We start from the raw sequence: 466 nt of genomic DNA on the forward strand, positions 1-466 counted from the left end.
TCCCCGACCTGCGCCTCTACGTCCTGGACAGCGCCCTCCAGCCCACCGCCCCCGGCGTCCCCGGCGAAATGTACGTCGCAGGGGCGGGTCTGGCCCGCGGCTACCTCAACCGGCCCGCCCTGTCCGCGGAGCGCTTCGTCGCCGACCCCTACGGCCCGTCCGGGACCCGCATGTACCGCAGCGGTGACCTCGCCCGCTGGACCCAGGACGGTGAGATCGAATACCTCGGCCGTGCCGACCACCAGGTCAAGATCCGCGGCTTCCGCATCGAACTCGGCGAGATCGAAACCGTCCTCACCACCCTGCCCGGCGTCGCCCAGGCAGCCGTCATCGTCCGCGACGACCGCCTCATCGCCTACCTCACCGGCACCCCCGAAATCGCAGCTGTACGTGCCGAACTGACCAAGGCCGTCCCCGACTACATGGTCCCGGCCGCCTACGTCACCCTCGACACCCTCCCCCTCGA

At 70.6% G+C, this 466-nt stretch carries 1 protein-coding gene; it reads left to right on the forward strand.

The window, feature by feature from the left end; translation table 11 throughout:
• Window positions 1–466, forward strand: a 466-nt coding sequence (locus JGS39_RS40210; protein WP_219574681.1) for an AMP-binding enzyme, incomplete at both ends; no start/stop codon positions are given.

Origin of the sequence: Streptomyces poriferorum (assembly GCF_019399235.1) — a bacterium.
GTDB lineage: Bacteria > Actinomycetota > Actinomycetes > Streptomycetales > Streptomycetaceae > Streptomyces > Streptomyces poriferorum.